Origin of the sequence: Cryptosporangium sp. NPDC048952 (genome assembly GCF_043197895.1) — a bacterium.
GTDB lineage: Bacteria > Actinomycetota > Actinomycetes > Mycobacteriales > Cryptosporangiaceae > Cryptosporangium.
On sequence record NZ_JBICTY010000001.1, the window covers coordinates 404,135 to 425,838 of the forward strand.

The following is a 21,704-nucleotide window of genomic DNA, read 5'->3' on the forward strand; positions in this document are numbered from 1 at the left end:
GGCCAGCGTGACAACTACTTCCAGCTCGACGGGTCTCGGATGTCGCCGGTCATCTCGAACTCGGCGATCGCCCGTTCCGCGAAGTCCACCCCCGCTGAAACTCGGCCCGGCTCCGGCCGACTCACCACCATCACCCTCGTGTCCCCATCGGGCGCGAAGTAGTAGTGGTACTCCCCGCCCGACACGTTCGACTTCGCGACCGGATACGGCCCGATCTGCATGGTGGGCGGCGCCGAACCGCCCATGTTCAGCTGGAACTCCACCCCCGGCCCCACGCCGGCCCGAGCCAGATACATCGCCCGGATCGACGACGTACCCCCACCGGACGAGATGTCCAAGCGCGTCAGCGGCACCTTCGGCGTCACCGACCTGAACGGGAGCGGCGTCGGCGAGCCGAACGTCACGCGCAACGACTCGGCGATCCGCACGGCCACCTCTTTCGCACCCTGCGTGTCCCGGACGTCGACCGAAGCCTGCGCCCCCGACGCCCACCGGAACCGCAGCTCACCGGCCCAGGTACGCACACCCCGGCTCGTTTCCCGCGGGATCCACGTCGTCGCGGAGCCGTTGATCTCCGGTCCTGGTCCAGCCGCGCGTCGCATGGGCTTGTTCGACGGTTCGAGGTCGGGCACCCCGAGACCGCGCGCTGCCACGTAGATGGTGACCCGCTGCGCGCTGTCCTCGAACCCGCCGCTCGTCGTCGCCGTGTAACGCGCGCCCCGGGGCTCCTGCTCCACCCGCCAGTGATCCAGACCCGCTGGCAGCCAACCCGGTTCGACCTGCAGCGCCGCTGGGTCGAACGCGGTGGGTGCAACGACCGTCGGTGACACGGGCACCGGAGTGGCCGGGGGAACCCGGCTGCTGTCGGTCGCCAACGCCAGCGCCACGCTCCCGAACGTCAACAGCAGCACCAGCGCCGCCGCGCCGGCCATGATCAGCCGCTGTCGGCGACGGCGCCGCCACTTCGCTGTGGACGCCGCGGCATAGGAATCCACGTCCGTGTGCATCGGCATCTCCGTGGCCACGTCGTGCAGCAACTCTCGGAGCGTCGGCTCGTTCATCGTCCGCTCCATTCCTGGGTGGAAGCGACTTCTTCGGGGAGGACGCGGCGGAGCGCGGCTAGGCCCCGTGCGGTGTGGCTCTTGACCGTGTTCGCCGGGCAGCCCAACGCCTCAGCTGTTTCGTCGACCGAGAGGTCTGCGTAGTAACGGAGCACCAGTGCAGCGCGTTGTTTCGCCGGCAGGGTCGCCAGCGCGGCCCGCAGCGCGAGCGTGGAGGCCGGGTCGGGGCCGGCGACGGCCACGTGTTCGGGTACGCGGTCGACCAGCACGACCCGGCGGGCCCAGTTGGCCCTGCGCTCGCTCAGGAACACCCGGACGAGCACGGTTCGGGCATAGGCGAGCCGGTTGTCGGCCAACCGTGCCCTGTCCCACGCCAGGTAGAGCTTGACCAACGCGTTCTGCACGAGGTCGTCGGCGCGGTGCCCGTCCTGGCAGAGGACGTACGCCAGCCGGCGCAGCACGGGTAACGCGGACCGGACGTACTCGTGGTACTCCTCGTCCTCCATAACCCCTATGAGGCACCCCGCCGCTGCTCGCGTTGCGGCAATGTTCGAATTAGTTGTCGGGCACTGGGTAGAATCGCGCGGCGTGACTCTCCGTCTCCATGACACCGCCAGCAGGTCTGTCCGCGACTTCGTTCCGATCACTCCGGGGCGATGCGGGATCTACCTGTGCGGTCCGACGGTGCAGTCCGCGCCCCACATCGGTCACCTGCGCTCCGCGGTCAATTACGACGTGTTGCGGCGCTGGCTGACGCGGTCGGGCTACGAGGTCACGTTCGTACAGAACGTCACCGACATCGACGACAAGATCCTCGCCAAGGCCGAGGACGTCGAGTGGTGGGCGCTGGCCTACACCAACGAGCGGGCGTTCGCCGACGCCTACGCCGCGCTGGGCTGCCTCCCGCCGACGATCGCTCCCCGGGCCACCGGGCACGTGCCCGAGATGATCGAGCTGATGAAGCGGCTCATCGACAGCGGCAATGCTTACGACGCCGAGGGTGACGTCTATTTCGACGTGCAGTCGTACCCGGAGTACGGCGCCCTGTCCGGGCAGCGCCTCGACCACATGCAGGGCGACGGCGCCGACGACAACTGCAAGCGCGATCCGCGCGACTTCGCCCTGTGGAAGGGGCGCAAGACAAACGAACCGCCAACTGCTTCCTGGCCGACGCCGTGGGGCCCCGGTCGCCCCGGCTGGCACCTCGAGTGCTCGGCGATGGCCGGCCGGTACCTCGGCGAGGCGTTCGACATCCACGGCGGCGGCCTCGACCTGGTGTTTCCGCACCACGAGAACGAGATCGCGCAGTCGAAGGCGGCCGGGTTCGGGTTCGCGAACTTCTGGGTGCACCACGCCCTGCTGAACCTCGGCCCGGAGAAGATGAGCAAGTCGCTCGGCAACGTCATCGACCTGCCGCACGTGCTCGGCCTCGTCCGGGCGATCGAGGCCCGCTACTACCTCGCGACGCCGCACTACCGATCGACTATCGACTACAGCGAAGAAGCGCTGCTCGAGGCCGCCGTCGGTTTCCGGCGGATCGAGAACTTCGTGGAGCGGGCGGTCGAGCGGGTGGGCGCGGTCGACGGGGTGCCCAGCCCTGCCTTCGCGGCCGCACTGGACGACGACCTCGGCACACCCGCCGGTATCGCGTCCGTGCACGAGGCGGTACGGACGGGGAACGCGGCGCTGGCCGCGGGCGACGACGAGGGCGTCCGCTCGGCGCTCGCGGAGGTGCGGGGCGGCCTGGAGGTGTTCGGGCTCGACCCGCTGAGCACCGAGTGGGCCGCATCCGAGGCCGGTTCGGCCGAAGATCTCCGTGACGTCGTCGACTCGCTGGTCAAGGTCGCGCTGGAGCAGCGGCAGGCAGCCCGTGGCCGTAAGGACTACGGGGCGGCGGACAGCATCCGGGACCAGCTCAAAGAGGCCGGTATCGTGGTGGAAGACACTCCAGCGGGTCCACGCTGGACCCTCTGATCGAAAGAGTGCGCATGCCCGGCAACAGCCAGCGCCCGAACCGTCGCAAGACGGGAACCAAGAAAGGCGCGGTCGTCGGCTCGGGTGGCCAGCGGCGCAAGGCATTGGAAGGCAAGGGGCCGACGCCCAAGGCCGCCGACCGGTACAAGCACAAGGCGAACCGGTCGGCAGCCGCGGCTGCTCGCCGCACCTCCGGTCCCGACAAGCCCCGTGCCACCCCCGGTCGGCGCGGTCAGGGCACCCGGGAGGGCGCTGAGCTGCTGGTCGGCCGCAACCCGGTGGTCGAGGCGCTGCGCGCCGACATCCCGGCGAGCGCGCTGTTCCTCGCGCTCGGCGTCGACGTCGACGAGCGCATCAACGAGGCGGTGCAGACCGCTGGTGACCGTGGGCTGTCGATCCTCGAGGTGAGCCGGGCCGAGCTCGACCGGATGACCGGTGGGGTGCTGCACCAGGGCATCGGGCTCAAGGTTCCGCCCTACGCGTATGCGGATCTGCCAGACGTGTTGGCCAGCGTCGACGGCCCGCCGCTGGTCGTTGCGCTCGACGGGGTCACCGACCCGCGCAACCTGGGTGCGGTGGTGCGCTCGGCCGCGGCGTTCGGCGCCCACGCCGTCGTTCTTCCGGAACGACGTGCGGCGGGCATGACCGCCACTGCCTGGCGGACCTCCGCCGGTGCGGCGGCCCGTCTGCCGGTCGCTCGCGTCACCAACCTCACCCGGACGCTACGGTCGCTGCAGGAGCAGGGGTTCACCGTTCTCGGTCTCGACGCCGACGGCGAGGTCTCCACGGACTCACTCGAAGTGGGCGCCGAGCCGGTCGTCATCGTGGTCGGTTCCGAGGGACGTGGTCTCTCGCGTCTGGTCGGAGAAGCCTGTGACCAGCGGGTTTCGATTCCGATGACGAACGACACCGAGTCACTGAACGCGTCGGTGGCGGCGGCCGTGCTGCTCGCCGAGGTAGCGCGCCAGCGTCGCAAGGGCTAGTCCGAGCAGGAACCCGTAGACGTTGTCCGCGACGTCACGGGTGTCGCAGAAGCGGCTCAGCGGCAGTAACCGCTGAGCCGCTTCGATGCTCAACGGGAGCAGCATCCCGGCCATGATCAGGGTCTTCCGCCGCGTCAGCGCCGCGAAGGCGCCCAGCGGCACGAACATCCAGACGTTGAGACTCCGGCCGTTGATCGGCCACGGCATCCAGGTGGGCTGCCAGCCCCCGTGGATGCAGTGGCTCGTGTCGTTCGCGAAGACCGCCGGCGCCGGGGCAAGCGTGATGACGAGGATCGTCGCGAGCGTGAGCGCCAGGCCGAGCCCGGGTAGCCCCAGCTTTCTCGCGGTGGGCCGCCAGCCGACGGCGAGTGCTGCCAGCGCGACCACCACGAGCGGCACTATGCGTGCGGCGTCAGCGCGCATGGCGTCGCCCAGAATGAAGAAAGCCTGCACCGACCGGGTCGGTGCAGGCTTTCAACGGTGGGTACTGCGTCAGTCGATGCGGGCGCCGGTCTCGGCGTGGAAGACGTGCACGTCGTCCTTGTTGATCTGCAGGCTCACGGTGTCGGCCAGCGCCGGAACCTTGCGACCGTCGGTACGCGTGACGATCCGCGTGTCGTCGCCACCGATCTCGGAGTGGCCGTAGACGTAGGCGTCCGAGCCGAGCTCCTCGACCAGGTCCACGACCAGCGGGAGGCCGGTGCCGTCGGACACGACCTCGATCGCCTCCGGCCGGAAACCGATCGTGACGTTCTTGCTGCCACCCTCGCTGGCGGCCGCGACCTGCTCACGGGTGAGCGGGACGACGATCGGGCCGAGCTGCGCGCCACCCTCGGTCAGCGGGACCGTCTTGAGGTTCATGGCCGGCGAGCCGATGAAGCCCGCGACGAACGCGTTGCCCGGGCGGTCGTAGAGCGCACGCGGGGTGTCGCACTGCTGGAGCAGGCCGTCCTTGAGGACCGCGACGCGGTGACCCATCGTCATGGCCTCGACCTGGTCGTGCGTGACGTAGACCGTGGTGATCTCGAGCCGCTTCTGCAGCGCGGCGATCTGCGAACGGGTCTGCACACGGAGCTTGGCGTCGAGGTTCGACAGCGGCTCGTCCATGAGGAAGACCTGGGGCTGGCGGACGATCGCCCGGCCCATCGCAACACGCTGACGCTGACCACCGGAGAGCGCCTTCGGCTTCCGGTCGAGGTACTCCTCGAGGTCGAGCAGCTTCGCGGCGTCGCGCACCTTCTCGGCGATCTCGGCCTTCGGCGTCTTTTTGAGCTTCAGTGCGAAGCCCATGTTCTCCGCCACCGTCATGTGCGGGTACAGCGCGTAGTTCTGGAAGACCATCGCGATGTCGCGAGCCTTCGGCGGGAGGTGCGAGACGTCCTTGTCGTTGATGAGGATCGCGCCCTCATTGACGTCTTCGAGACCGGCGAGCATCCGGAGGGAAGTCGACTTCCCACAACCGGAGGGGCCGACCAGGACCAGGAATTCGCCGTCCTGGATCTCGAGGTCCAGCTTGTCGACCGCGGGCTTCGTGGAGCCGGGGTAAACCCGGCTGGCGCCCTGGTACGTGACAGTTGCCATGGTGATGCAGTCCTTTCCACCGGCAGGAACGTGCCGGACGATCCGAGTGGCGAGGACGGCGCACATGGCTCCGTCGCCCGTGGAGCAAAGATAACCCCAACATGTCGTTGACGTTGCTGTTCGGCGAAAGGAAATGCTTTACGCCGATTAACGCCCTGTAAACGACTGATTTCTCTTGGTAATCTCTATGCGCATGAATCGATTCAAATAGTCACGATGGGTGCGCCGATGACGTACATCACAAAGGCCCTGGGTTACCGGCGGGTATACGCCGAGCGCTTGATCGGTTAGGGTCCGCCCATGATGGCCCAGCGCCAGCCCCGTCGGACCGCCACACTCGCGTCGTTGGCGGCGGAACTCGGCGTGTCTCGCACGACAGTTTCCAACGCCTACAACCGCCCCGACCAGCTATCTCCACAGCTGCGTCAGCGGGTGCTCGAAGCTGCGAAGCGCCTGGGATACCCCGGGCCGGACCCGCTCGCCCGGTCGCTGCGCACCCGCCGCGCCGGCGCGATCGGACTACTGCTCACCGAGGCACTGTCGTACGCGTTCCGCGACCCCGCCGCTGTCGAGTTCCTCGAGGGCCTCGCGCGCGAATGTGAAGACGCCAAGACCGGGCTGCTCCTCGTACCGGCCGTTCCCGGCGCCGGCACCGACCCGGCACTCGCCGCGGCCGCCGCCGTCGACGGCTTCATCGTCTACTCGCTGCCGAACGACGACCCCCACCTGGATGCCGCGCTCGCGCGCCCGGTGCCCACCGTCATCGTCGACGAGCCGCTCAACGCTGCGGGAGCCGACTACGTCGGTATCGACGACCGCGCCGCCGCCGCGAAGGCGGGAGCACACCTCGCCGAGCTCGGCCACCGCAATATCGGCATCATCTGCAGCCGCATCAGCTCGCAGCGCGGCCCCGGCGGTCAGGTCACGCCGGACCGGCAGCGGTCGTCTCCTTACGACGTCGTCCGGCTGCGGCTCGACGGCCTCTTCGACGGGCTGCAGCTCGACCGCGACGACGTGCCGGTGTGGGAGTGCTGGGAGAACACGATCGACTCCGCGGCCGCCGCGGCCAAGGAGATGCTCGACGCCTACCCCGAACTGACCGCTGTCGCGTGCACCACTGACGTACTCGCGCTGGGCGCGGTCCAGGCGGTGCGCAGTTCCGGGCGTTCGGTGCCGGACGACGTCTCCGTGACCGGGTTCGACGACATCCCCGAGGCCGGCGCCAGCGGGTTGACGACGGTGCACCAGTCGCACGCGGAGAAGGGCCGGGCCGCCTGGCGTCTGCTCAGTCGCGACGACCGGGACGAGACCCCGACCATGCGGGCCACGATTCCGACTGAATTGCGTATTCGTCAGTCGACGAGTCGGTTGGCCTGAGGCCTGTTGGGCGGCGCTCAGTTCTAGTTGGATGGTCCAGTGGACTCGGTGCGGACCAACTCTGACTTATACCTCGCGATGTCCCGACTCGGTTCCTCCACCCGCAGACCGCTGGAGGAGTTCCTGCGCGCCTGGTGGGCTTCCGGATACGACCTGAGCGACTCGAAGTCGGTGGAGCCGTCGTCGCTGCTCTCGTGGGTCTCGGACGCTCTGACGGCGCCGGCGCCGCCGTTCGAGCGGTACTGGGCGCGGGAGGACCTGGAACTTTCCGAGCTCGACGGGTTCACGGCGTGGTCGCGGGTGATCCGCGCGCAGGTGTGTGACCTTTCCGAGATGACGGCGGCCGGCGTCCTGAGGTCGCAGGACAGCTATCTGGGGTTGGACGCGCCCCGGCCGCCGGGCACCGGACGACGGCCCACACCTCGGCGCTGGTTCAACCTGGACGTCGGCAGCTACCTCGAGTCCGGTGTGATGGCGACGGTCGGCGGGTGGCGTCCGGAGTTCGAGGACGCGCTGGTGGACGAGCCGCCGGCGGAGCCGTTCGAGATCGGTCCGTTCGACTGGACCGACCTCACGAAGTTCGTGCTGGGTGCGCAGACGCACCAGTGAGCACGGAGCGGCTACCATCTGGGTGACCTGCTGGTGTGGCGCAATTGGTAGCGCACCCGACTTGTAATCGGGCGGTTAGGGGTTCAAGTCCCCTCACCAGCTCTCTGTTCTTACGGCTCAGGCGGCTCGCCGCTGGTTCCGGTCGCTGTCGCCCGGCGCCGGGACTTGTGAGATTGTCATGCTGCCCAGATTTCGAGACCGTCGTGTACCTGGAAGTCCTCGAAGTCCTTCACATTGAAGGTCGCCAGCGGAACGTGGTGGACCAGGCAGCAAGCTGCAATCCAGGTGTCGTTCTGCGGACGTGGACGGCCGCGGAGCTGCGCGCCCGCCTGCAGCGCGCCCCAGGTTTCGGCCACCCGACGGCTATAAGGCAGAACGACGACCCGGGTGTAGAAGGAAGCCAACGTCGCCGTACGTCGCGGCCCGAAGTCGCGGACCAGGCGCCAGCGTTCTAACTCGGCGACAGTCACAAACGTGACTGCTAGATCGCGACCCGTCAAACGGGTGGCTAATGGGTCGGCCAGCCGTCCTCGCAGGATTGCCGAGGCGACGTCAGTGTCCAGGACGACGTAACTCACGTTGACGCGGCTCCACGTCGGGACGCGTAGAGGTCGGCGAGGAACTGCTCATACTCCTCGTCGCTCTCCCAGAGTTCGGGGTGTGCGAGCTCGCTGAGTGAGGTCACCGGCTTGATGCCCTGGCGTCGCGCAAGTTCGTCGAGGCTCGGCTCGTCGTCCGGTGGCAGGGCGGCCGGATGCGGGTCAGCGGTCATGGCATCCACCTCCTCCTTCAGTTCCTACAGTTTGCCACCAGAGACGTGGTCCTGGCTCACCCCGAAAGCCCTGTGGATCGACTTTCGAACGGGCAGCCTGCGCGCCGACTGGCTCGCGAGCGTGTCACCCAGATGTCACGCGGACCGCGCAACTACGGCGGACGGCGACGGACGCAGTCGGACGGCGGTCCAGCTCTGACCTGGGGCGGAGTGGAAGACAGCGGCCCTGGACGGACGGTGGCGGACGTGTCACACCGCACTTGTAATCGGGCGGTTAGGGGTTCAAGTCCCCTCACCAGCTCTTTTTTACCGGGCAGTTCGCGTTACCGAGCGACTTGACCGGTTGGCGGAGTAGCCACGTTTCGTCAGAGCCGCCCGAGGTCGAGGTCGATCGTGAGCGGTGCGGTCGTCTTGATGACCCCGGTGTGGAGTTCGCTCTCGCGGTACCGACTACTGGCGGGGTCGAGAACGTAGGTGTAGACGAGGGGGATGCCGGTCGCGGTCTGCTCGACTCGCCAGTAGAAGGCGATGCCAGCCTTCGCGTATTGGTCGGTCTTGACGATGCGGTCGGTGGTCTCGGAGCCGGGCGACACCACCTCGACGACCAGCAAAACGTGCTCCGGCCGGGTGGGTGCGGCGTCGATGGTGTCGGCCCGATAGACCGTGATGTCGGGCCGTCGATTGTTCAACGGAACGTCCGTCAGCTGCACGTCGAAGTCGGTGTCGGCGTTCCAGTCGGTGCCGCCAGCGGCGTCGAGGACGTTCGCGAGGATCCGGGCCAGGCGGTTGTGGCGCTTGGACGCACTGGGACTTACAACGACCATCCCGTCGACGATTTCGATACCCGCGCACTGCTCCTCGGTCCAGGCCGCGTACTGCTCGGCAGTGACCTGGTCGTGCATCCAGGCCGGCGCCACCATCCCAGTCATGCGGCATCTCCCAGCGGCGTGGATCAGCGTGGTGCTGTTGTCGCCAGTCAGCGTAACGTCCGCAGGTGACCGTGGCGCGGTCACGAACCCTGTCACCCAGATGTCACGGTGGCCGCGCAATTGGCGCAGACGGCGACGGACGCAGTCGGACGTCCAACCATCGCTGACCAGCGCCGGAACAGACGGTGGCGGGCGGTTCCGGACGTCGACGGACGCGTCGCACCGCACTTGTAATCGGGCGGTTAGGGGTTCAAGCCCCCTCACCAGCTCTCTTTGACCAGGCAGTTCACGTTCCGGCTCAGGTGACTCGGAAGACCGGCCAGCCGATCTCGGTACGCCACGCCGCAGGATCGCTCGTGTCGCGCGGGCCGACGAGGTAGACCTCGCGCACCGGCCCGGCCACCGACATGGCGTTTTGAACCACCCAGGTGCCGAGTTCGCCGTAGGTGACCTCGACCCCGTCGTGCTCGCCGACGTGGGTCGCGACGGCCAGTTCGGCGGCCGGAAGGGTCACGGGGTGCACGCGTCCGGCGCGAGGTGGAGTGGCCGTCGGCAGGTACACCAGTGCGTGACCACGTTCTTGTTCGAACAGGGCGTTGTCGTAGTTGCCGCCCGGCGGTCCGGCCACCGCCTCACCGACGGCCGCCTGCAGCTCGGCCATTGCGCCGGCGAACCAGGCCTCGACGTCACTACTCCTGACCACGGCCTCCACCGCCGCGACCGTGCGGGCGGGCTCAGCGCGCAGCTCCACGTCGATCGGTGCTGGAGAAGGCTCGAGCAGACGACGCAGCGACACGACGGCTGCCCGGGTGCGGTCGAGTTCGTCCTCGAGGCGTTGCAGGTGCTCTGCGACCAGGCCCCCGCGAACAGCGGGGTCGGGGGTTTGCAGGATGCGCCGCACGTCGCCCAGGGGGACATCGAGTTCACGAAGCCGGTGGATCACCTGCGCGGTCGGGATCTGGTCGACGCCGTAGTAGCGGTAGCCGGTGGCCTGGTCGACCACGGCGGGTTCCAGCAAAGAGGCCTCGTGATATCGACGCAGGGTCCGCACGCTCAGGTGGGTCAGCCGCGATAGCTCGCCGATCGTCAACACTCCCGCAGTCTGAACCCTCCCCCGGGGAGAGGGTCCAGGGGCTTGACTCTCCCGCCGCGGCGGGCCGCACGGTGCTCTCATGACGCACAACAACGATCTCCCCACCGCCGTGCGCGACTTCCTCGCCGTGCACATCGTCCGCGACGCCGACACCGCCTCGAAGTTCCTGACCGAGGACGTGGTGGCCGTCGACCAGGGCGAGACCTTCCGTGGCCGCGACCAGGTCCACGCGTTCCTGCGCGACGCCGGCTCCGAGTTCGAGTACACGACCGAGCAGATCGGCGCTCGCCTCATCGACGACACCCACTGCGTGGTGACCGTGCGGCTCGAGGGCACGTTCCCCGGCGGCGTCGCTGAGCTCGACTACCGGTTCACGCTGCGCGAGGAGCTCATCGCCGAAATCGTCATCGCCAACCACGGGGCCTGACCATGACTGTTACGGATCGCGACCGTCTCGACGGTCGCCGCGCGCTCGTCACGGGCGGATCGAAGGGCTCGGGCAGGGCCGTCGTCGACAGACTGCGGCAGATGGGCGCCGATGTGTACGTCACGGCCCGCACGATGCCCGACGGGTACGACCAGCCCGACCGGTTCATCGAAGCGGACACCTCGACGGCCGATGGCACCGACGTCGTGGCCGCGCGCATCGCCGAGGCCGGCGCACTCGACATTCTGGTGCACGTCGTGGGGGGTGCCTCGACGCCGGCCGGTGGATTCGCCGTCATCAACGACGACCAATGGCTCACCGAGCTCAACCTCAACTTCCTGGGGGCAGTGCGGCTCGACCGTGCGCTGCTGCCGGCGATGATCGAGTCCGGATCGGGCGTGGTGCTGCACTTCACCTCGATCCAGCGTGAGCTACCGCAGTACGACGCGTCCCTTGCGTACGCGGCAGCGAAAGCCGCGCTGCGTACGTACAACAAGGGCTTGGCCAACGAGCTCGCGCCGCGCGGTGTGCGGGTCAACGCGATCAGCCCCGGCGGGATCGAGACCGAGGCGTACGAAAGGTTCGTGGACCGGGTCGCCGAGGGCAACGGCATCACCCGCGACCAAGCGAAGCAGACCATCTTCGACTCCCTCGGAGGAGTACCGCTCGGTCGCTTCGCCAACACCGAGGAGATTGCCGACCTGGTCGGGTTCCTGGTCTCCGATCGCGCCTCGGCGATCGTCGGCGCCGAGTATGTCATCGACGGCGGGACAGTCCCGACCGTCTGAGCGGGAGAACCCATGTCCTCACACGTCGTGGTCCCGGTCGGACCGCCGCCGCCGTTCGACCCAGAACTTGCGCCCGTGGTGGAGATGCTCGGCAGCGTGCGCGCGCCCGACGCCTACCGCCCCGACAACATCGCCGAGATGCGCGCTTCCGTCCCCGGCGTGTAAGCCCCGACCGACGAGGACCTCGCCCGCGGGGGCAGTTACAGCGTGCAGCAGCGCACCGTGCCGGGGCCGGACGGGGAACCGGACATCTCGCTTCTGATCTGTCTGCCGAAGCGCGTGGCGACCCCGACCGCGGCGATCTACCACATCCACGGCGGCGGCATGATCGTCGGAGACAACCGCTTCGGACGCCGCACCCCGGTCCCGTCGCCGACTGCTACGCCGGGCTGACGTGGACGTCGGCTCACGCCGCCGAACTCAACATCGACCCCCAACGCATCGTCATCGCCGGCGCGAGCCCGGCGGATTTCACGAGTTCGACGTCGTGGCTCCGCATGCCGCCATCTCCGGAGACGCCATCGCAGCCCGAGCGGCCTGGCTGCGCGACAGCTGAACATGTAGCGACTCCGCCGCGGCGACGACGGCAGGGCTCTGACCAGCAGCGGAATGGACGTCAGCGGTTGACGGCGGACGGCAAGGTGCGCGTCACGCCGCACTTGTGATCGGGCGGTCAGGGTTCAAGTCTCTTCACCTCACGCGCTGACCCGCTGAAGGGCTCACGAATCAGGGCTCGGTACTTACCCGCGCGCGTCGGGGTTAGGCCACGAAGGCCAGCCACGCGACATCGTCAGTAATCGGTTAAAACTTCCCATAGCGGGCAGTTCTCATCGTAAAGGGGACGAGTTCCTAGGGGGATCGCGATGACTGGCCCAGCTCAGCAATCTTTTCCGCAACAGCCGCCCTACGGCTACGGGCCGCCCCCGAAGAAGAAGAGCAAGTGGCCCTGGTTCGTCCTCGGCGGTGTCGTGTTGCTGCTGGTCTGCTGCGGTGGCGGCGTCGCAATGATTGCCTCCGGTAGCAACGACGACGACTCGACCGCGATCAACGATGCGGCAGCTTCCGCGACAGCATCGGCAGCCAACGTCGACGAGAAGGCGCCGGCCGCCGCAGCCGCGAAGCTGGGTAGCCCCGTACGTGACGGCAAGTTCGAGTTCGTCGTGTCCAGCGTGAAGTGCGGGGCGACGAAGGTCGGCGGCGAATATGCCAACGAGACGGCTCAAGGCCAATTCTGCCTCGTGGCGATGACAGTCAAGAACATCGGAGACGAGCCCCAGAGCCTCGCGTCCTCCGTCCAGAAGGCGTTCAACGCATCTGGCCAGGAGTACACGGCAGACGACTCCGCGTCTCTGTACGTCAACGAGGATCAGCAGGTCCTGTTCAACGAGATCAACCCGGGCAACCAGGTCAAAGGCACGATCGTGTTCGACATCCCAAAGGGCCAGAAGCTGGTCAAGCTCGAGCTGCACGACTCGGCATTCTCTGGCGGAGTTGAGGTGACCGTGTAGGCGCCGCGCCTTCCTTGCGGGGGCCGGGCCGTGCGACTTGGTGAAGCTCGGCCATGGCGACTAATGCTTCGTACGTCGGGGCCCCGGTTTGATGCGGAGAGGTATGGAGTCGCGTCCCCCGAGCGAGCTACATGCAGGTGTCCACCACGCGGTGACGTTTCAGAACCCTGAAATTCATAGCGTTCCTTGTAGCCGCGGCACCCTGGTCGCGGACCCCCTCAAGGAGCGGTCATGCGATTCATCTTCCAGCTCGTAGCGGTCGTCGCCGTCGCTGCGATCGGTGGCCAGGCAGCAACCGCGGCGCAGGGCAACCCCTGGCTCAGCCTCATCGTCGGCCTGGTGGTCGCCGTAGCGGCGGCGTTCGTCTACGGCTGGGTCGTTCGCCGCACCGAAAAGCGGAAAGTCACCGAACTGGACCGAAGCAAAGCCGGCACCCAGTTGGTACGAGGCACCGCGATCGGCCTCGCCATGTGCGCGGCGGTCATCGTCAACATCTGGTTCCTCGGCGACTTCCACGTCGACGGCTACGGCTCCGTCAGCGGCGCCCTGGGCCTCCTCGGTTTCATGGCCGCAGCCGCGACCACCGAAGAACTGATGTTCCGCGGCATCCTGTTCCGCTGGGTCGAGAAGCTGACCGGCACCTGGCTCGCCCTCATCCTGACCGGCGTCCTGTTCGGCGCATCACACCTGTTCAACACCGACGCCACCCTCTGGGGCGCCACCGCGATCGCGATCGAGGCGGGATTCATGCTCGCCGCCTGCTACGCCGCCACGCGCAGCCTGTGGGTCACGATCGGCCTGCACTTCGGGTGGAACTTCGCCCTCGGTGGCATCGTCAGCGCGTCGGTCTCCGGCAACGGCGACTCGAAGGGGCTGCTCGAGACCACGCTGTCGGGCTCGGACATCGTCACGGGCGGCACGTTCGGCCCCGAGGGCAGCCTCTACACGGTGACCGCCGGCGTCATCCTGACGATCGTCTTCCTCTGGCTCGCCGCCCGCCGCGGCAACGTCGTCCCGCTGCGCCGCAGCCGCCGCGAGGCCCCCGTCGCCGCGTGACCCGCGTGACCCGCGTGACCCGCGTGACCCGCGTGACCCCCGTGACCGCGTGATCCAGCGCGACTCCGCGCGACTACCGCGGCCCGCCCAGAGCCTGCTCCAGCAAGCGAATCAGCTGATCGTGCTCGACGGCATCCAGGCGGTCGGTCGCGGGGGAGAGGGCCTGACGAACCTCGACATAGACCCGGTCGGCCAACTCCAGGCCGGCCGGAGTCATGTAGACGTCCACGACCCGACCGTCGTCAGGGTTCTTCCCCCGGGCCAGCAAGCCCCGCTTCTCGGCCCGGTCCACCAGCCCCGACAACGTCGACTTGTCCAGCCCTAGGAACACCGCCAACTCGGTCATCCGGGCCCGGCGATCACGCAGGATGCCGAGCACCCGCAACTGGGTGAGCGACAGGTCGTGCGCGGCACCGATGCGGGTGAGCGCGCCCATCACCTCGAACGACGTCCGGACCAGGGCGTCCATCAGCGCATCGGTACTCATGCCAGGAGACTACTTGACATGGTTCGTATTACAAACCATTCTGAAGATGGTTGGAAATACGAACAAACAGGAGAGCTCAATGCGCGCCGCTGTCATCGACACCCCCGAGACCACTCCGGCCTACCGCGAACACCCCGAACCGCAGCCGACGAGCAGCGACGAGATCGTCGTCGACGTCCTCGCCTCCGGCCTGCACCACCTGACCCGCTCCCGCGCCACCGGCGCGCACTACAGCAGCGCCGGGGCGTTCCCGCTGGTCCCGGGCATCGACGGGGTCGTCCGCGATCAAAACCACAAGCTCCGCTTCGCGGTTCTGGACGATACGAAGCTCGGCATGTTCGCTGAACGCACCGTCATCGACGTCCGACGAAGCGTGGTGCTGCCGGACGGTGTCGACCCCGTGCGGATCGCCGCGGCGATGAATCCCGCGATGTCGTCCTGGGTCGCGCTGCGCCGGCGCGTCGAGTTCGAGAAGGGCCAGCGGGTGCTGGTGCTGGGCGCCACCGGCAACGCCGGGCGGATGGCCGTGCAGATCGCCAAGCTGTTCGGTGCCTCGCACGTGATCGCGGCGGGGCGGGACACCGCGCGGCTCGCCGCGTTGCCCGCGCTCGGCGCCGACGAGGTCATTACGTTCGACCGGGTCGAGCGCGCGGCTGACGTCGACGTCGTCATCGACTACGTGTGGGGCGAGCCGTCCGCCAACGCGATGGTGCCGCTGCTCACGAAGCGCGCCGACCGCAGCGCCCCGCTGACCTGGATCCAGATCGGGTCGATGGGCGGCTTCACCGCGCCGATCCCGTCCGCGGCCCTGCGCGCGGCGCGCCTGCAGATCGTCGGCAGTGGCATCGGGTCCGTGCCTGCCCGCGACTTCCTCGCGGAACTGCCGGAGATCGCCGCGGCGGTGGCGGACGGCGCGATCGACGTGCAGGCCCGTGCGGTGCCGCTCGCCGGGATCGCGGAGGCGTGGAACGAGCAGACCGACGAGCGCATCGTGTTCGTGCCCTAGGTCCGCGTGATCGACAGGCCGAAGGGCACGGGCCCCCACGTGAGGATCGCGGGGCCGTCGTCAGTCCGCCCAGGTCGACGACCTGGTCCGATGCCCAGCCGAGGTCGCCCAGCAGCGCCAGGGTCAGCGTCTTGGCGTCCGGGTCGTCGCCCGACAGGAACGCGGTCATCGCCGCGGGCGGATGCGCCATCAGCGACACGTGCATCATGTTCACCATCCGGACGTCCGGCAGTGCGGCGGCCAGTTCCTCGGCGAGGCTGCTCCCCGGGTAGCGCAGACCGGTGGCGAACCCGTCCGGACCGATGTGCACTGCATTGGCGACGTCGATCAGCACCGCGCCCGGGGGCGAACGACGCGCCGCTCAGGAGCTGAACGGACACGTCGCCGGGTACGGCGTTCACCACCATGTCGGCGCTTGCCACGACGTCGGCAAGCGTGGAACGGGAGCCGAAGGCAACCGGATGCCCGGCGGCCTCGAGCGGACCGGCGAGCGTGCGACGACCGCCCCCGTCCCGGCGAATGCGATTCGTGTCATGCAGCGACGCTATTTCCGAGTCGGTAACAGCGGGATCTGCACCGCACGTTCGCGGGTGCGAGCGGAAGATGCTCACGCAGACCCTCCGCGGGCTCGAGCGTGATGGGCTGGTGGCGCGGACCACTGTCGGGACGGGTCCGTCACAGGGGAAGTACCGGCTGACACCGCTGGGAGGCGATGCCCAGCGTTGTCAACTGGGCGGAAACACACATCACGGAGGTGAGCGCCGCCCGAGCAAAGTGGGATGGGAATTGCTAAAAGTTGGCATCCCACTTTGCGTGTGGATTCAATGACGAGGGGTAGGGGCCATCAGAATCGCTCTGTCCGGGCAGAGCATGATCCCAGGGAGGGAATCCATGGGCTTGGTGTGGCACAGACCGTTGACGCCCGAAGACGTCGCAACCGCATACAGATTGCTCGATCTGCACGAGCCAATCGAGCGCTACGGCGACAGCCCGATGTGTGGGAACGCCGGTCACTGGGGCGCGGCGCCCACCTGGCCGTGCAGTCGCGTCCGCTGGTCGGCCGAGGTGATCGCGGCCTCCGAACGCGGCGAGATACCCGACGAACTGCGAGCACCGGCATGACCACCCCGCCAGAAGATTCACCCGACCTCGCGCTGACTGCGGGCGACGTGGTCGCGCTCGTCGCGCAGCAGATCGAGGTCAGTGGAGCGCGTCCCGTGCTCACCGACGATTCACGGGAGGCGGCCGAGCGGGCCGCGGAGGACCTGCTGGATTCGCTCAGCGGTGAGCAATCCACGCCGCCGAAGCGGGCCAACGGCGCCGAACACGATTCGGATTAAACGAACCGGTTCCGGGCAGCACCGGCCGCATGACGACGACACACAGCGCGCTGGTCGATGCGCGGGATGGTGCTGCCGGCGACGAGGCGTTGCAGCAACTCGGTCGCGCGCTCCGGGCCGCCGGATACACGTTCACGACCGTCACGCCGGTCACCCACCAGCGGGTCAACCGTCGGCCGGGCAACGCCTGGGCGCACGACCTGCGCGGCGCGCTCGGGTGGAGCCGACCGTTCCGGCCCGACACGCTGCCGCCGTCGATCGTCGAGTTGATGGACGCCGCCGGCGTGCTGGAACGCGACGGCGACGCCTGGCGCAGCACCGTGCGATTCTCCACCTACGACGGCGAGCTGTTCGTTCACTCCGCGTTCCCCACCACGGCGGCGAACGCGGTGTTCTTCGGCCCCGACACGTACCGGATGGCCGATGCCGCTGCCGCGCACGTGCTCGCCCGCACCACGCCGGTGCGCCGCGCCGTCGACATCGGCTGTGGCACCGGAGCGGGCGCGATCACCGTCGCCAAGCGCGCGCCGGGCGCCGAGGTGTTCGCCGTCGACATCAACGACACCGCGCTGCGCTACGCCCGCGTCAATGCCGCGGTCGCCGGCACGAGCGGCGTCCGGCCCTGCCGGAGCAACCTGCTCTCCGACGTCGACGGGTCGTTCGACCTGATCGTTTCCAACCCGCCGTTCATGGTCGACCCGGCCGGGCGCGCCTACCGTGACGGCGGCGGGCCCGGCGGTCACGGGCTCACGCTCGCGATCCTCGACGCCGCCACGACGCGGCTCGCGCCGGGCGGCTCGCTGGTCCTGTTCAGCGGCGTCGGCATCGTCGACGGCCACGACTCGCTCCGGGCTGCCGCCGCGGAGCGGCTCGCGTCCACCGACCTCGAGTGGACGTACCGCGAGGTCGATCCGGACGTCTACGACGAAGAACTCGACGGCGACGCCTACTCCGACGCCGAGCGGATCGCTGTCGTTCTGCTGACCGCGGTGCGTCCGGGGTGAGCGCGGCGCTCACGGTCGGCGTCGAGGAGGAGTACCTGCTCGTCGACCCGGTCACCGGGCAGAACGTCTCGGTGATCGAGCAGGTGACGGCCAAGCTGCCGGAAAGTCTGGTGTCGCGGAGCCGGTCGGAGTTCCGGCGGTGCATGGCGGAGATGGTCACCGAGCCGACCGTCGATCTGAGCGACGTGCGGGAACAGTTGTCGCAGAACCGGTCGGCGGTGGCTTCGGCCGCTGCCTCGGCCGGTGTGCTCGCGGTGCCGGTGGGGGCGACGCCGGTCGCGGAGACCGACCGGCGCCCGGTCGACGATCCGCGGTTCGTGGCCATCGCCCGGCACTACGGGGCGATCGCGCACGATCCGGCGGTGTGCGGCACCCACGTGCACGTCGGGGTGCCGTCGCGGGCCGCCGCGATCGACGTGTGCCGGCGGATCCGGCCGTGGCTGCCGGTGCTCCAGGCGCTGACGGTCAACTCGCCGCTCCACGAGGGCGTCGACACCGGGTACGCGAGCTGGCGCTCGGTGCAGCTCGACCGCTGGCCGAGCCTCGGCCCGATTCCGCACTTCGAGTCGGCGGAGGAGTACGACCGGGCGGTGGAGTCGCTCGTCGCGTCCGGGGTGATGCTCGACGCTTCATTGGTGCTGTGGCACGTGCGGCCGTCCGCGAGTTACCCGACCGTGGAGGTGCGGGTCGCTGACACCCCCGCGACGGTGGACGACACCGTTCTGCTGGCCGAGTTGGTGCGCGGGCTGGTCGGTGCTGCGGTCGACGGGCCGGCGGTGGCCGATCACCTGCTGGCGGCCGCGCACTGGAACGCGGCCCGTGCCGGGATGAGCGGCACGCTGCTGGATCCCCGGTCCGGGCGCGTTCGACCGGCGTGGTCCCTCGTCGACGAGCTGGTCGGGCTGTGCGACGACGCCCCGGACGTCGTCAGCGGACTGGAACGTCTGAAGCGCACGGGAACCGGCGCGGACCGGCAGCGCGACGCGCTGGCCCGCACCGGGAGCATCCCCGCGGTCCTCCGCGAGCTCGCCCTCTAGGCCCTGTCCTGCGAATCCATGCTCGGCTGAGCGGGGCCTCGCTGCGAGCGAGATTCGCAGGACAGGGCCTAGTCGCCGGGCGTTCCGAGGAAGGCCTTCGTGAAGGCGAAGGGGTTGGGGGCGTTGCCGGCGCAGGCGTCGGAGTCCGCGTCGGCTTCGACGCCGGTCGGGCACGGGCGGTCGCGGGTGACCGACCACATCGAGTAGAACGCGGCGCCCTTCTCACGCGCGAACTCACCGAGCTTGACGGCGTCGTCCAGGGAGAAGACCTCGGTCGCCGGTGAGTTGACGCCGATCAGCGGGGTCACGGCGATCCGGCTCCAGGCCTCTTCCTCGCTGAGACCGAACACCTCGCGGATCGTCGCCACGGCGTTCGTCATCGCCTGGGTGGCGTAGGTGCCCATCATTCCTTCGGGCTCGGGCGCCGCCCAGCGTCCGTAGTCCATCGCCATGACGTTGACCGCGTCGATCCGGGCGTGCGCGGTCGCCGCCGCGGTCAGGATGCGAACCGGGCTGGCGGTGAACCCGCTCGGATTGACCGGCAACGTCAGCGAGACGTCGAGCTTCTTGCCGCTCGCCTCGGCGTTCTTCTGCAGGAGAGCGATCGCCTCGCCCCGCCGCACGTGCCCCGGGGTGTCCCCGAGCTCGTTGCCTTCGACGTCGAAGTCCACCGCCGTGGCGGAGTACAGGTCGATGACACGCTGATAGGCGTCGGCCAGAGCAGGAACGGAATCACAGACGGCGGCGAGCTCGTCGCCGGTCGCACCACCGAACGAGATCCGGACGTCGCCGCCCGCGGCGCGGAAGTCGTCGATCCGCTGGCGGACCTCTTCGTCGTCGATCGCGAGGTCGCCGTCCCAGCTGGGCGTGCAGCCGTCCTTGGCGACGACGAAACCCAGGATGTAGCGGGAGATACCGGCCTTCTCCACCGAGCCCGCCAGGTCGTACGGCGGGTAGTAGCCCACGTCGACGTAGGGCTCGAACGGCGTGTCCGGTACCGGCAGGGGCGAGGGAGATTCGCTCACCGCGGCGAGGGGGCTCGACGCGGTCACCGCGGTGTCGTCGGAGGGGCGGTTCAGTACGGTCATCGCGCCGGCGGCCAGGACCATGGCGGCACCCAGGCCTGCCATGACGCGGTACGGCGTATCGCTGGGACGCTTGTGGCGGCCACCCTTGACCGGCGGTAAGGGTGGGTGCATGGCGCAACACTCTACGCCGGTGTCAGCGCTCTATCAGCGTCCTAACAGGTCGTATCCGCACACTGATGCACGAGCGTCGGTAAGCGCGGCCGGGTCGGGCGAAGGGGAGCGCCGGTGATGAGCACCGAAACAAGCAGCACCGTCAGGTCGGCCGACGGGACGCCGATCGGGGTGCTCAGCCTCGGGCAGGGGCCCGGACTGGTCGTCGTCCCTGGTAACAACCGCCGGGCGTCGCACTACAGATCGCTCGCCGAAGAGCTCGCGGAGGACTACCGCGTGCACGTGATCGACCGGCGCGGGCGCGGCCGCAGCGGACCGCAGGGGCCGTTCTACAGCATCGAGGCCGAGGCTTCCGACGTTCACGCGGTGTTGCGCGAGACCGAGTCCGACCTGCTGTTCGGGCACGGCCACGGCGGTCTGGTGGCCCTGCACCTCGCGCTGTGGCGCCCGGTCGACGCGCTGGTCGTCTACGAGCCGGCGGTGAGCATCGGTGGCTCGTTCGACGCCGGCTGGATCCCGGAGTTCCGTCGCCAGCTCGCCACCGGGCGGTACGGCGCGGCGATGGCGACGTTCCTCAAGGGCAGCCGGATGGTGCCGCTCGGCAACGCGCCGATGTTCGTCTACCGGGCGCTGGCCGAGATGCTGCTGCACGGCGACGACGGCGCGGAGACCAGGGCGATCCTGGCGACGGCTCCGGCCGAGGTCGACGAGATCGCGCGGCTGGACTCGGACGGCCGGCGGTACGCGTCGATCCACTCACCCACGCTGCTGCTGGGTGGTGGGCGTACCGCCGACTATCTGAACACCGCACTCCAGCGGCTCGACGAGCTGATGCCCGACTCCGAGTGCCGCGTTCGCCCCGAGCTCGACCACTACGCGCCCGACTATTTCGCGCCGCGGACCGTGGCCCAGGACATCAGCGCGTTCATCACGAACCGCAACGCTGCCCGCGTCCAACTGGGTATCGAAAGTGTCCTGGTGGCCGAACACTAGGCTGTCGGCATGCGGCGGTTCGCGGTCCCGGTGGCAGTGCTGGCGCTGCTGACCGGTTGCTCGGCACTGCGCTCCGTACCGTCCACCGAGACGCACATCGTGTCGTTCGAGCTCGAGACCGTCCGCCCGGCCACGTTCGTCGACATGAAGGCCAGCTACTCGCTGGAACCGTTGGCCGACAAGAAGAACACCGCGTTCGGCTCGTCCTGGGACAACGAACTCACGTTCCACTACCCGGACGTGGACCGGCTGACGTTGCTCGGCGAGGTCCGGGTCAAGGACCGTCCGCTGATCCCGCCGCCGAAGGCCGCGGTCGAGTTGCGGTGCCGCATCAAGGTCGACGGTGTCCTGGTCGCGGAGAACACCGGGTTCACCGTGTCGTGCACGCACACGATGACCGCGGGTCGGCAGCAGCGCTCGACGAAGTCGTCCTGATGTGACGTACGTCGCGATTCGGTATCACGGCACCGGGTGACCACT

Annotated in this window: 27 protein-coding genes and 1 tRNA gene; 18 read left to right on the top strand and 10 right to left on the bottom strand. The window is 68.7% G+C overall.

Annotation, left to right across the window (positions count from 1 at the left end; genetic code table 11):
• Nucleotides 1–14: 14 nt before the first annotated feature.
• A complete protein-coding gene (locus ACGFY5_RS01885; RefSeq protein WP_392716258.1) occupies nucleotides 15–1,061 on the bottom strand; it encodes a hypothetical protein in 1,047 nt (348 codons plus the stop codon).
• Entirely contained in the window at nucleotides 1,058–1,567 is a 510-nt protein-coding gene (locus ACGFY5_RS01890) for a SigE family RNA polymerase sigma factor (RefSeq protein WP_392716260.1), read from the bottom strand. The genes ACGFY5_RS01885 and ACGFY5_RS01890 overlap by 4 nt, the downstream gene beginning before the upstream one ends.
• A gap of 82 nt (nucleotides 1,568–1,649) precedes the next feature.
• Between ACGFY5_RS01890 and cysS the strand changes: the two genes are divergently transcribed.
• Nucleotides 1,650–3,035 (top strand): cysteine--tRNA ligase, encoded by a 1,386-nt coding sequence (cysS, locus tag ACGFY5_RS01895; RefSeq protein WP_392716262.1) that lies wholly within the window; start codon nucleotides 1,650–1,652, stop codon nucleotides 3,033–3,035.
• Nucleotides 3,036–3,049: 14 nt separating this feature from the next.
• On the top strand, nucleotides 3,050–4,018 hold the full coding sequence (rlmB, locus tag ACGFY5_RS01900) for a 23S rRNA (guanosine(2251)-2'-O)-methyltransferase RlmB (RefSeq protein ID WP_392716264.1): 969 nt from the start codon (nucleotides 3,050–3,052) through the stop codon (nucleotides 4,016–4,018).
• Here rlmB and ACGFY5_RS01905 read toward each other — a convergent pair.
• Nucleotides 3,950–4,471 carry a VanZ family protein gene (locus ACGFY5_RS01905; protein ID WP_392716266.1) on the bottom strand — a complete coding sequence of 174 codons (522 nt, stop codon included), beginning with the start codon at nucleotides 4,469–4,471 and terminating at the stop codon, nucleotides 3,950–3,952. The two genes, rlmB and ACGFY5_RS01905, sit on opposite strands and share 69 nt — an antisense overlap.
• Before the next feature lie 39 nt (nucleotides 4,472–4,510).
• Nucleotides 4,511–5,599 (bottom strand): ABC transporter ATP-binding protein, encoded by a 1,089-nt coding sequence (locus tag ACGFY5_RS01910; RefSeq protein WP_392716268.1) that lies wholly within the window; start codon nucleotides 5,597–5,599, stop codon nucleotides 4,511–4,513.
• Nucleotides 5,600–5,899: 300 nt separating this feature from the next.
• Between ACGFY5_RS01910 and ACGFY5_RS01915 the strand changes: the two genes are divergently transcribed.
• The 3 genes from ACGFY5_RS01915 to ACGFY5_RS01925 all read left to right on the top strand — a co-directional run bounded on the left by ACGFY5_RS01915 (nucleotide 5,900) and on the right by ACGFY5_RS01925 (nucleotide 7,687).
• Entirely contained in the window at nucleotides 5,900–6,976 is a 1,077-nt protein-coding gene (locus ACGFY5_RS01915) for a LacI family DNA-binding transcriptional regulator (RefSeq protein WP_392716270.1), read from the top strand.
• Between the two features lie 78 nt (nucleotides 6,977–7,054).
• Nucleotides 7,055–7,585 (top strand): hypothetical protein, encoded by a 531-nt coding sequence (locus ACGFY5_RS01920; protein WP_392716272.1) that lies wholly within the window; start codon nucleotides 7,055–7,057, stop codon nucleotides 7,583–7,585.
• A 29-nt stretch (nucleotides 7,586–7,614) separates the two neighbouring features.
• A tRNA-Thr gene (locus tag ACGFY5_RS01925) sits at nucleotides 7,615–7,687 on the top strand.
• 74 nt (nucleotides 7,688–7,761) lie between these two features.
• Here ACGFY5_RS01925 and ACGFY5_RS01930 read toward each other — a convergent pair.
• The 4 genes from ACGFY5_RS01930 to ACGFY5_RS01945 all read right to left on the bottom strand — a co-directional run bounded on the left by ACGFY5_RS01930 (nucleotide 7,762) and on the right by ACGFY5_RS01945 (nucleotide 10,379).
• Complete coding sequence (locus tag ACGFY5_RS01930) at nucleotides 7,762–8,163, bottom strand: type II toxin-antitoxin system VapC family toxin (protein WP_392716274.1); 402 nt, start codon at nucleotides 8,161–8,163, stop codon at nucleotides 7,762–7,764.
• Nucleotides 8,160–8,357, bottom strand: a complete 198-nt coding sequence (locus tag ACGFY5_RS01935) for a hypothetical protein (RefSeq protein WP_392716276.1) — start codon at nucleotides 8,355–8,357, stop codon at nucleotides 8,160–8,162. Before ACGFY5_RS01935 ends, ACGFY5_RS01930 begins: the two co-directional genes overlap by 4 nt.
• Nucleotides 8,358–8,722: 365 nt before the next feature.
• On the bottom strand, nucleotides 8,723–9,277 hold the full coding sequence (locus ACGFY5_RS01940) for a Uma2 family endonuclease (RefSeq protein ID WP_392718611.1): 555 nt from the start codon (nucleotides 9,275–9,277) through the stop codon (nucleotides 8,723–8,725).
• A gap of 307 nt (nucleotides 9,278–9,584) precedes the next feature.
• Nucleotides 9,585–10,379, bottom strand: a complete 795-nt coding sequence (locus tag ACGFY5_RS01945; protein ID WP_392716279.1) for a MerR family transcriptional regulator — start codon at nucleotides 10,377–10,379, stop codon at nucleotides 9,585–9,587.
• Between the two features lie 79 nt (nucleotides 10,380–10,458).
• On the opposite strand from ACGFY5_RS01945, the gene ACGFY5_RS01950 reads away from it, so the two are divergent.
• From ACGFY5_RS01950 to ACGFY5_RS01975, 6 genes are all read left to right on the top strand, one after another.
• Entirely contained in the window at nucleotides 10,459–10,806 is a 348-nt protein-coding gene (locus tag ACGFY5_RS01950) for a nuclear transport factor 2 family protein (RefSeq protein ID WP_392716281.1), read from the top strand.
• A gap of 2 nt (nucleotides 10,807–10,808) precedes the next feature.
• Nucleotides 10,809–11,594 (top strand): SDR family oxidoreductase, encoded by a 786-nt coding sequence (locus tag ACGFY5_RS01955; RefSeq protein WP_392716283.1) that lies wholly within the window; start codon nucleotides 10,809–10,811, stop codon nucleotides 11,592–11,594.
• Between the two features lie 12 nt (nucleotides 11,595–11,606).
• Entirely contained in the window at nucleotides 11,607–11,759 is a 153-nt protein-coding gene (locus tag ACGFY5_RS01960) for a hypothetical protein (protein WP_392716285.1), read from the top strand.
• A gap of 42 nt (nucleotides 11,760–11,801) precedes the next feature.
• A complete protein-coding gene (locus ACGFY5_RS01965; RefSeq protein ID WP_392716287.1) occupies nucleotides 11,802–11,987 on the top strand; it encodes a hypothetical protein in 186 nt (61 codons plus the stop codon).
• Between the two features lie 470 nt (nucleotides 11,988–12,457).
• Nucleotides 12,458–13,102 carry a DUF4352 domain-containing protein gene (locus tag ACGFY5_RS01970; RefSeq protein WP_392716289.1) on the top strand — a complete coding sequence of 215 codons (645 nt, stop codon included), beginning with the start codon at nucleotides 12,458–12,460 and terminating at the stop codon, nucleotides 13,100–13,102.
• A 231-nt stretch (nucleotides 13,103–13,333) separates the two neighbouring features.
• Entirely contained in the window at nucleotides 13,334–14,158 is an 825-nt protein-coding gene (locus ACGFY5_RS01975; protein WP_392716291.1) for a type II CAAX prenyl endopeptidase Rce1 family protein, read from the top strand.
• 73 nt (nucleotides 14,159–14,231) lie between these two features.
• Here the strand turns inward: ACGFY5_RS01975 and ACGFY5_RS01980 are convergent, their stop codons facing one another.
• Nucleotides 14,232–14,645 carry a MarR family winged helix-turn-helix transcriptional regulator gene (locus ACGFY5_RS01980; protein WP_392716293.1) on the bottom strand — a complete coding sequence of 138 codons (414 nt, stop codon included), beginning with the start codon at nucleotides 14,643–14,645 and terminating at the stop codon, nucleotides 14,232–14,234.
• Between the two features lie 79 nt (nucleotides 14,646–14,724).
• Between ACGFY5_RS01980 and ACGFY5_RS01985 the strand changes: the two genes are divergently transcribed.
• The 5 genes from ACGFY5_RS01985 to ACGFY5_RS02005 all read left to right on the top strand — a co-directional run bounded on the left by ACGFY5_RS01985 (nucleotide 14,725) and on the right by ACGFY5_RS02005 (nucleotide 19,032).
• Nucleotides 14,725–15,651, top strand: a complete 927-nt coding sequence (locus ACGFY5_RS01985; RefSeq protein WP_392716295.1) for a zinc-binding alcohol dehydrogenase family protein — start codon at nucleotides 14,725–14,727, stop codon at nucleotides 15,649–15,651.
• A 519-nt stretch (nucleotides 15,652–16,170) separates the two neighbouring features.
• Nucleotides 16,171–16,479, top strand: a complete 309-nt coding sequence (locus tag ACGFY5_RS01990) for a winged helix-turn-helix transcriptional regulator (RefSeq protein ID WP_392716297.1) — start codon at nucleotides 16,171–16,173, stop codon at nucleotides 16,477–16,479.
• A gap of 290 nt (nucleotides 16,480–16,769) precedes the next feature.
• On the top strand, nucleotides 16,770–16,991 hold the full coding sequence (locus ACGFY5_RS01995; protein ID WP_392716299.1) for a hypothetical protein: 222 nt from the start codon (nucleotides 16,770–16,772) through the stop codon (nucleotides 16,989–16,991).
• 29 nt (nucleotides 16,992–17,020) lie between these two features.
• The gene (locus ACGFY5_RS02000) at nucleotides 17,021–17,995 is read left to right on the top strand and encodes a methyltransferase (protein ID WP_392716301.1); all 975 of its coding nucleotides are present in this window, start codon (nucleotides 17,021–17,023) and stop codon (nucleotides 17,993–17,995) included.
• Nucleotides 17,992–19,032: a glutamate--cysteine ligase gene (locus tag ACGFY5_RS02005; protein WP_392716303.1), complete on the top strand. Its 1,041-nt coding sequence runs from the start codon at nucleotides 17,992–17,994 to the stop codon at nucleotides 19,030–19,032. Before ACGFY5_RS02000 ends, ACGFY5_RS02005 begins: the two co-directional genes overlap by 4 nt.
• Before the next feature lie 68 nt (nucleotides 19,033–19,100).
• On the opposite strand, the gene ACGFY5_RS02010 is transcribed toward ACGFY5_RS02005, so the two are convergent.
• The gene (locus ACGFY5_RS02010) at nucleotides 19,101–20,231 is read right to left on the bottom strand and encodes a chitinase (RefSeq protein WP_392716305.1); all 1,131 of its coding nucleotides are present in this window, start codon (nucleotides 20,229–20,231) and stop codon (nucleotides 19,101–19,103) included.
• 117 nt (nucleotides 20,232–20,348) lie between these two features.
• On the opposite strand from ACGFY5_RS02010, the gene ACGFY5_RS02015 reads away from it, so the two are divergent.
• Together ACGFY5_RS02015 and ACGFY5_RS02020 are read left to right on the top strand one after the other, a co-directional pair.
• The gene (locus ACGFY5_RS02015; protein ID WP_392716307.1) at nucleotides 20,349–21,224 is read left to right on the top strand and encodes an alpha/beta fold hydrolase; all 876 of its coding nucleotides are present in this window, start codon (nucleotides 20,349–20,351) and stop codon (nucleotides 21,222–21,224) included.
• A 9-nt stretch (nucleotides 21,225–21,233) separates the two neighbouring features.
• Complete coding sequence (locus ACGFY5_RS02020) at nucleotides 21,234–21,659, top strand: hypothetical protein (RefSeq protein WP_392716309.1); 426 nt, start codon at nucleotides 21,234–21,236, stop codon at nucleotides 21,657–21,659.
• Nucleotides 21,660–21,704 lie beyond the last annotated feature (45 nt).

What these genes read in the sequence shown, in the direction of transcription:
- rlmB (WP_392716264.1), top strand. Translation starts at nt 3,050, where the DNA reads ATGCCCGGCAACAGCCAGCGCCCGAACCGTCGCAAGACGGGAACCAAG.
- ACGFY5_RS01950 (WP_392716281.1), top strand. Translation starts at nt 10,459, where the DNA reads ATGACGCACAACAACGATCTCCCCACCGCCGTGCGCGACTTCCTCGCC.
- ACGFY5_RS01935 (WP_392716276.1), bottom strand. Translation starts at nt 8,357, where the DNA reads ATGACCGCTGACCCGCATCCGGCCGCCCTGCCACCGGACGACGAGCCG.
- ACGFY5_RS02010 (WP_392716305.1), bottom strand. Translation starts at nt 20,231, where the DNA reads ATGCACCCACCCTTACCGCCGGTCAAGGGTGGCCGCCACAAGCGTCCC.
- ACGFY5_RS01975 (WP_392716291.1), top strand. Translation starts at nt 13,334, where the DNA reads ATGCGATTCATCTTCCAGCTCGTAGCGGTCGTCGCCGTCGCTGCGATC.
- ACGFY5_RS01995 (WP_392716299.1), top strand. Translation starts at nt 16,770, where the DNA reads ATGACCACCCCGCCAGAAGATTCACCCGACCTCGCGCTGACTGCGGGC.
- ACGFY5_RS01985 (WP_392716295.1), top strand. Translation starts at nt 14,725, where the DNA reads ATGCGCGCCGCTGTCATCGACACCCCCGAGACCACTCCGGCCTACCGC.
- ACGFY5_RS01990 (WP_392716297.1), top strand. Translation starts at nt 16,171, where the DNA reads ATGCGATTCGTGTCATGCAGCGACGCTATTTCCGAGTCGGTAACAGCG.
- ACGFY5_RS01920 (WP_392716272.1), top strand. Translation starts at nt 7,055, where the DNA reads ATGTCCCGACTCGGTTCCTCCACCCGCAGACCGCTGGAGGAGTTCCTG.
- ACGFY5_RS01980 (WP_392716293.1), bottom strand. Translation starts at nt 14,645, where the DNA reads ATGAGTACCGATGCGCTGATGGACGCCCTGGTCCGGACGTCGTTCGAG.
- ACGFY5_RS02020 (WP_392716309.1), top strand. Translation starts at nt 21,234, where the DNA reads ATGCGGCGGTTCGCGGTCCCGGTGGCAGTGCTGGCGCTGCTGACCGGT.
- ACGFY5_RS02015 (WP_392716307.1), top strand. Translation starts at nt 20,349, where the DNA reads ATGAGCACCGAAACAAGCAGCACCGTCAGGTCGGCCGACGGGACGCCG.
- ACGFY5_RS01960 (WP_392716285.1), top strand. Translation starts at nt 11,607, where the DNA reads ATGTCCTCACACGTCGTGGTCCCGGTCGGACCGCCGCCGCCGTTCGAC.
- ACGFY5_RS01970 (WP_392716289.1), top strand. Translation starts at nt 12,458, where the DNA reads ATGACTGGCCCAGCTCAGCAATCTTTTCCGCAACAGCCGCCCTACGGC.
- ACGFY5_RS01910 (WP_392716268.1), bottom strand. Translation starts at nt 5,599, where the DNA reads ATGGCAACTGTCACGTACCAGGGCGCCAGCCGGGTTTACCCCGGCTCC.
- ACGFY5_RS01955 (WP_392716283.1), top strand. Translation starts at nt 10,809, where the DNA reads ATGACTGTTACGGATCGCGACCGTCTCGACGGTCGCCGCGCGCTCGTC.
- ACGFY5_RS01885 (WP_392716258.1), bottom strand. Translation starts at nt 1,061, where the DNA reads ATGAACGAGCCGACGCTCCGAGAGTTGCTGCACGACGTGGCCACGGAG.
- ACGFY5_RS01915 (WP_392716270.1), top strand. Translation starts at nt 5,900, where the DNA reads ATGATGGCCCAGCGCCAGCCCCGTCGGACCGCCACACTCGCGTCGTTG.
- ACGFY5_RS02000 (WP_392716301.1), top strand. Translation starts at nt 17,021, where the DNA reads ATGACGACGACACACAGCGCGCTGGTCGATGCGCGGGATGGTGCTGCC.
- ACGFY5_RS01940 (WP_392718611.1), bottom strand. Translation starts at nt 9,277, where the DNA reads ATGGTGGCGCCGGCCTGGATGCACGACCAGGTCACTGCCGAGCAGTAC.
- ACGFY5_RS01890 (WP_392716260.1), bottom strand. Translation starts at nt 1,567, where the DNA reads ATGGAGGACGAGGAGTACCACGAGTACGTCCGGTCCGCGTTACCCGTG.